We start from the raw sequence: 4,991 nt of genomic DNA on the forward strand, positions 1-4,991 counted from the left end.
TCGTCACGCTGATGGTACTGCGTAACAGTGGGAGAGTAAGTAGTTGCCGTTTTAATGAAGAGCCTTCTTATCAAAGATGATAGGAAGGCTTTTTGCGTTTAGGTAATATGATAAATATCGTTTAGTTACTACTAAATCAGTGATAGAACGTATACCGGAAATGGCTTTCGATATGCTTGCTTGGAAAGGTGTGCAAAGTACTGTAAGAGAATTGTATATAGATATCGAAATAGAGGCTTTAGGCGCTGTTAAAATGTTTTAGGTTATCCATATCATAAAAAGATTTCCTTGGCTCCAAGGAGGCTGTATTCTCTTCAAATAAAAAGATTGTCCGGCTAGCAGTAAGTTCACAATGGTTTATTGAAAATGGAGGTAATCCCATAACAATTCAACCGACTTTTCGGATTGACCCCTAACTTCTCGGATTGATCCGTTGCTCCCCCAGCAGAACTAATCAAAAGCTATAAAACAAAAAAAGCATCCGATTACTCAGATGCTTCTTCTTTAGTTGCGGAGGCCTGACTCGAACAGACGACCTTTGGGTTATGAGCCCAACGAGCTACCAACTGCTCCACTCCGCGATGTTTCTGAGTGCAAAGGTACACCTTTTTATTATAAAAACAAACTTTCTCGTTCTTTTTTATGTAATTCTTTTGCGGGTATATCTTAATTGGCTGATATATAGCTTTATAGAGAGGCTGATAATTTAATGTACTTACTCATAATCTTGCATATTAATGGTTGTACATAATTAAAATAAATACTGTCATAGATAATAAACAAAATTTCATGCCAGAAGTTCTATGCTTTTCGAATGAAGTAGGTATTGGATAACTAAAGCGGCGGTAAACTGTTAATCTACGATGTTAATAAACTCTTTTTTTTCTTGTGTGATATGATGAAAAGAGTTACTTTTGCTCATATAATTCAGAAATGTGCAACTCTTATGACTGTATCAAAAACTAAAGCTAAATTAGTAGATGTGGCTCGTCAGCTTTTTGCTAAGATGGGAGTAGAGAGCACTACCATGAATGATATTGCTGTAGCCTCTAAAAAAGGAAGAAGAACTCTGTATACTTATTTTAAAAGTAAGGAAGAGATATACTTGGCAGTTGTTGAATCTGAGTTGGAAATGCTGTCAGAAACACTCTCTCGCGTTGCAGAGAAGAAAATATCACCCGACTCAAAGATATTGGAAATGATTTATACCCGGTTAGATGCGGTTAAAGAGGTAGTTTATCGTAACGGAACTCTTCGTGCTAACTTCTTTAGAGATATTTGGCGGGTGGAAAAGGTTCGAAAGAAATTCGATGCCAAGCAAATCCAGCTATTTAAAGCAGTGCTGAATGAGGGAGTAGATACCGGAGTGTTTGTAATAGATGATACGGATATGACAGCTAATCTCGTTCATTATTGCCTGAAAGGTATCGAAGTGCCCTATATTAGAGGCAAGATAGGTGCAAACTTAGATTTAGAGACACGAAAAAAATATGTGGCAAACATTGTGTTTGGCGCACTTCATAAAACAGAAATCAATAAATAATTTATTTTATGGGATTATTAGATGGTAAAACAGCCCTTATAACCGGTGCAGCACGTGGTATTGGTAAGGCAATCGCTTTGAAATTTGCTTCAGAAGGAGCTAATGTTGCATTCACCGACTTGGTGATCGATGAGAATGCACTAAATACAGAAAAAGAAATTGCAGCTTTTGGAGTGAAAGCAAAAGGATACGCTTCTAATGCAGCCAATTTTGAAGATACTGCTAAAGTAGTAGCAGAAATACATAAAGAATTCGGTCGTATCGATGTTTTAGTAAACAATGCCGGTATCACTCGTGATGGGTTGATGATGCGTATGAGTGAGCAGCAATGGGATATGGTTATCAACGTGAACCTGAAATCTGCTTTCAACTTTGTTCATGCTTGTACACCAATCATGATGCGTCAAAAATCAGGTAGCATTATCAATATGTCTTCTGTGGTTGGAGTTTCAGGTAATGCCGGACAGTGTAATTACTCAGCTTCTAAAGCAGGTATGATTGGGTTAGCGAAATCTATAGCTAAAGAATTAGGTTCTCGTGGTATCCGTGCAAATGCAATTGCTCCGGGGTTCATTATTACTGAAATGACAGACCAATTGACTGACGAAGTAAAAGCAGAATGGGCAAAAACAATTCCATTGCGTCGTGGTGGTACTCCCGAGGATGTTGCAAATGTAGCAACTTTCCTTGCATCTGATATGTCATCTTATGTATCAGGTCAGGTATTGCTTTGTGACGGCGGTATGAATATGTAAAATGACGGTAGTCTACGAAGATAATCACATTATTGTGGTCAATAAGGCCGCTTCCGAGATTGTTCAGGGAGACAAAACCGGCGATACCCCTCTTTCCGAAATGGTAAAACAGTATCTGAAAGAAAAGTATCAGAAGCCTGGTAATGTTTTCATCGGTGTTACGCACCGACTGGACAGGCCCGTAAGCGGTCTTGTTGTTTTTGCAAAAACAAGTAAAGCACTTCCTCGCTTGAATGAATTATTTAAGAATGGTGAAGTGAAGAAGACGTATTGGGCTATTGTGAAAAATGCTCCCAAGGAAACAGAAGGTGAATTGGTGCATTATCTGGTGCGTAATGAAAAACAGAACAAAAGCTATGCGTATGATAAAGAGGTACCTAATTCCAAGAAAGCTATTTTAGATTATCGGTTAATTGGACGTTCTCAGAACTATTGCTTATTGGAGGTTGATCTAAAAACCGGAAGACATCATCAGATACGGTGTCAGTTAGCGAAAATGGGATGCCCTATTAAAGGAGATTTGAAATACGGATTCCCTAGGTCTAATCCGGATGGAAGTATCTCTTTGCATGCCCGACGCATTAAGTTTATTCATCCTGTATCTAAAGAATTATTGGATTTGGAAGCTCCTGTTCCTGAAGATAAGTTATGGAAGTCATTTGAATGAAAAAAAGCCACCCCTGAATAGACAGTAATAATTGGGGTGGCTTTTTTGCTAAAAAAAGAACTTGTGTGCTTTATATTCTTATTTGGCACTTTCAATAGGTTTTTCAGCTGCTTCTTCTGTTGTCGGTTTTTTTAGGTTTTGTGTTGTTGGGTCCTTCTTTCTTTTGTTGCCGGTTTATCTTGTTTAACTGGAACTTATGCTATTACAACAGTTGCACCAAATAAGAACATAAACGCAGCCACAAATTACATTAGCTTTTTCATAGCTACAACTTTAAGTGAGTGAAACAAATTATTAAATAAAATAGTGTTTAGCCTCATGCCATATATAGATCAATCACTGTGCCAAAGATGTTTTTCTTTGTACTAATTGATTTAAAGTATTGAAAGTGAGTTGCTTATGTGCTTTTTGCTCAGAAAAGAAAGTTGGGGAGTGGTGTGGAAACTGTGGAATTGGGTGTGGAATTTTTCCACAATAAATTGTGGAATCAATCCAGGTTATAGAGTTTCAACTTATTATATAATGTTTTTCTGTCGATGTTTAGGAGTTGAGCAGCTTTACTCTTATTGTTATTGGTTTGTCTTAATGCCTCAAGAATATGGTCTTTTTCTGTTTCTTCATTCTTTAGAGCAATGTTCGGATGAGGAGGGGGAGTGGTGGTTAATTCCTCTCCTAATTCTAAAACAGAAATATAGTTTCCTTGGGCAAGTAGAGTGGCTCGTTTAATTACATTTTTCAACTGTCTTAAATTACCCGGCCAGTGAAACTCCTGTATGGCCTTGGTTGCTTGTTGATCAAAGCCAATAATTTGTTTGTTCAGTTCCTGATTGGCTTGATCCAGAAATAGGTTAGCAAATAGAAGAATGTCTTCTTGCCTTTCTTTCAAATCAGGAATTCTTAGGGTGAACTCATTGATGCGATGATATAAATCTTCGCGAAATGTACCTTTCTCAATGGCTTGATCCAGATGCTCATTGGTAGCAGCTATTAAGCGAATGTCGACAGTTATTTCTTTATTAGAACCAATTGGACGAATCTTCCGTTCCTGTAATGCACGAAGCAACTGGACTTGTATCTCATAGCTTAAATTACCTATTTCATCCAGAAAGATGGTGCCTCCGTTAGCTTCGGTAAATGCCCCGGTCTTATCAGAAAGAGCTCCGGTAAAAGAACCTTTTATGTGACCAAAGAACTCAGAAGCTGCCAATTCTTTAGGGATTGCTCCACAATCAATAGGGATAAATGGCTTGTGACTACGATTACTTAATTCATGGATGCGGTGTGCAATATGCTCTTTTCCGGTACCACTGGCACCATTAATGAGAACAGACATATTGGTGGGTGCTACTAAATTTACATAATTGTAGAGCTGTTTAGCTAAGTCACTTTCTCCTTCCAAATAAGGTGATTTATTAATGTGGCAAGGGTTAGCCGGTATTTTCTGAGTCGGCTTAGAGTCACTGCTTAACGCTTCGTTTATTTTTTTTAGTAATTCGTCCGGGTTTACGGGTTTTGCTATATAATCATTGGCTCCTAATTTGATGGCCATTACGGCCGACTGTATATCGGCGTATCCGGTCATGATAATAAGCGGAATGTGGAGTTGTTCCTTAGACATCCACCTCAATAAGTGAATTCCATCTTCATCGGGAAGTCGTAGATCTGAAAGAATAAGATCTATCTGGTCCTGCATCAGACACTTTTTTGCACGCATGATGTCACTGGCAGAAAAAATAGTAAATCCTTTTTTCTCAAGCCAAGTCTTTAGCATCATTCCAAATGTAATGTCATCCTCGATGATTAGTATAGATCTCATAATGCACCGTCGTTTATTAGCACTACAAAGGTATAAAGGTTTTTCGGGAATATTTGCTTTCTAAGGAACAAAATTCATTCGCCGCATCGTTGTAATGTATATTATATGATGTCCGTAACCATTCGGCGTAGTACGTCTCCATCTGTTTTCTTAGTATCTGTACTTTTGTTGCTTGAATTATATAAATCAAATGCTTTATGTGTGATGTTT

At 37.9% G+C, this 4,991-nt stretch carries 4 protein-coding genes, 1 tRNA gene and 2 pseudogenes; 4 read left to right on the top strand and 3 right to left on the bottom strand.

Going from position 1 to position 4,991, the window contains the following annotated elements:
- Positions 1 to 139 precede the first annotated feature (139 nt).
- Positions 140 to 262, top strand: coding sequence for a hypothetical protein (locus D0T60_RS18975; protein WP_255491765.1), 123 nt, complete (start codon positions 140 to 142; stop codon positions 260 to 262).
- 246 nt (positions 263 to 508) lie between these two features.
- Here the strand turns inward: D0T60_RS18975 and D0T60_RS18255 are convergent.
- Positions 509 to 581 (bottom strand) — tRNA-Met (locus D0T60_RS18255).
- 365 nt (positions 582 to 946) lie between these two features.
- Here D0T60_RS18255 and D0T60_RS18260 point away from each other — a divergent pair.
- From D0T60_RS18260 to D0T60_RS18270, 3 genes are read left to right on the top strand one after another with little or no spacing between them, the layout of a single operon-like run.
- Positions 947 to 1,543: a TetR/AcrR family transcriptional regulator gene (locus D0T60_RS18260; protein WP_163219880.1), complete on the top strand. Its 597-nt coding sequence runs from the start codon at positions 947 to 949 to the stop codon at positions 1,541 to 1,543.
- 8 nt (positions 1,544 to 1,551) lie between these two features.
- Positions 1,552 to 2,298 (top strand): 3-oxoacyl-[acyl-carrier-protein] reductase, encoded by a 747-nt coding sequence (gene fabG, locus D0T60_RS18265; protein ID WP_163219881.1) that lies wholly within the window; start codon positions 1,552 to 1,554, stop codon positions 2,296 to 2,298.
- Between the two features lies 1 nt (position 2,299).
- Positions 2,300 to 2,965 carry an RluA family pseudouridine synthase gene (locus tag D0T60_RS18270; protein ID WP_163219883.1) on the top strand — a complete coding sequence of 222 codons (666 nt, stop codon included), beginning with the start codon at positions 2,300 to 2,302 and terminating at the stop codon, positions 2,963 to 2,965.
- 487 nt (positions 2,966 to 3,452) lie between these two features.
- Here the strand turns inward: D0T60_RS18270 and D0T60_RS18275 are convergent.
- Positions 3,453 to 4,373, bottom strand: a pseudogene (locus D0T60_RS18275) (sigma-54 interaction domain-containing protein); the annotation flags it as partial.
- Positions 4,374 to 4,426: 53 nt separating this feature from the next.
- Positions 4,427 to 4,781: pseudogene (locus D0T60_RS19105) on the bottom strand (response regulator); the annotation flags it as partial.
- Positions 4,782 to 4,991: the final 210 nt, after the last annotated feature.

It is taken from the genome of Bacteroides sp. 224 (assembly GCF_010500995.1).
Classification (GTDB): domain Bacteria; phylum Bacteroidota; class Bacteroidia; order Bacteroidales; family Bacteroidaceae; genus Bacteroides.

Excerpts from the sequence above, each read along its gene's own strand:
- D0T60_RS18260 (WP_163219880.1), top strand. The coding sequence starts at position 947 with ATGACTGTATCAAAAACTAAAGCTAAATTAGTAGATGTGGCTCGTCAG.
- fabG (WP_163219881.1), top strand. The coding sequence starts at position 1,552 with ATGGGATTATTAGATGGTAAAACAGCCCTTATAACCGGTGCAGCACGT.
- D0T60_RS18270 (WP_163219883.1), top strand. The coding sequence starts at position 2,300 with ATGACGGTAGTCTACGAAGATAATCACATTATTGTGGTCAATAAGGCC.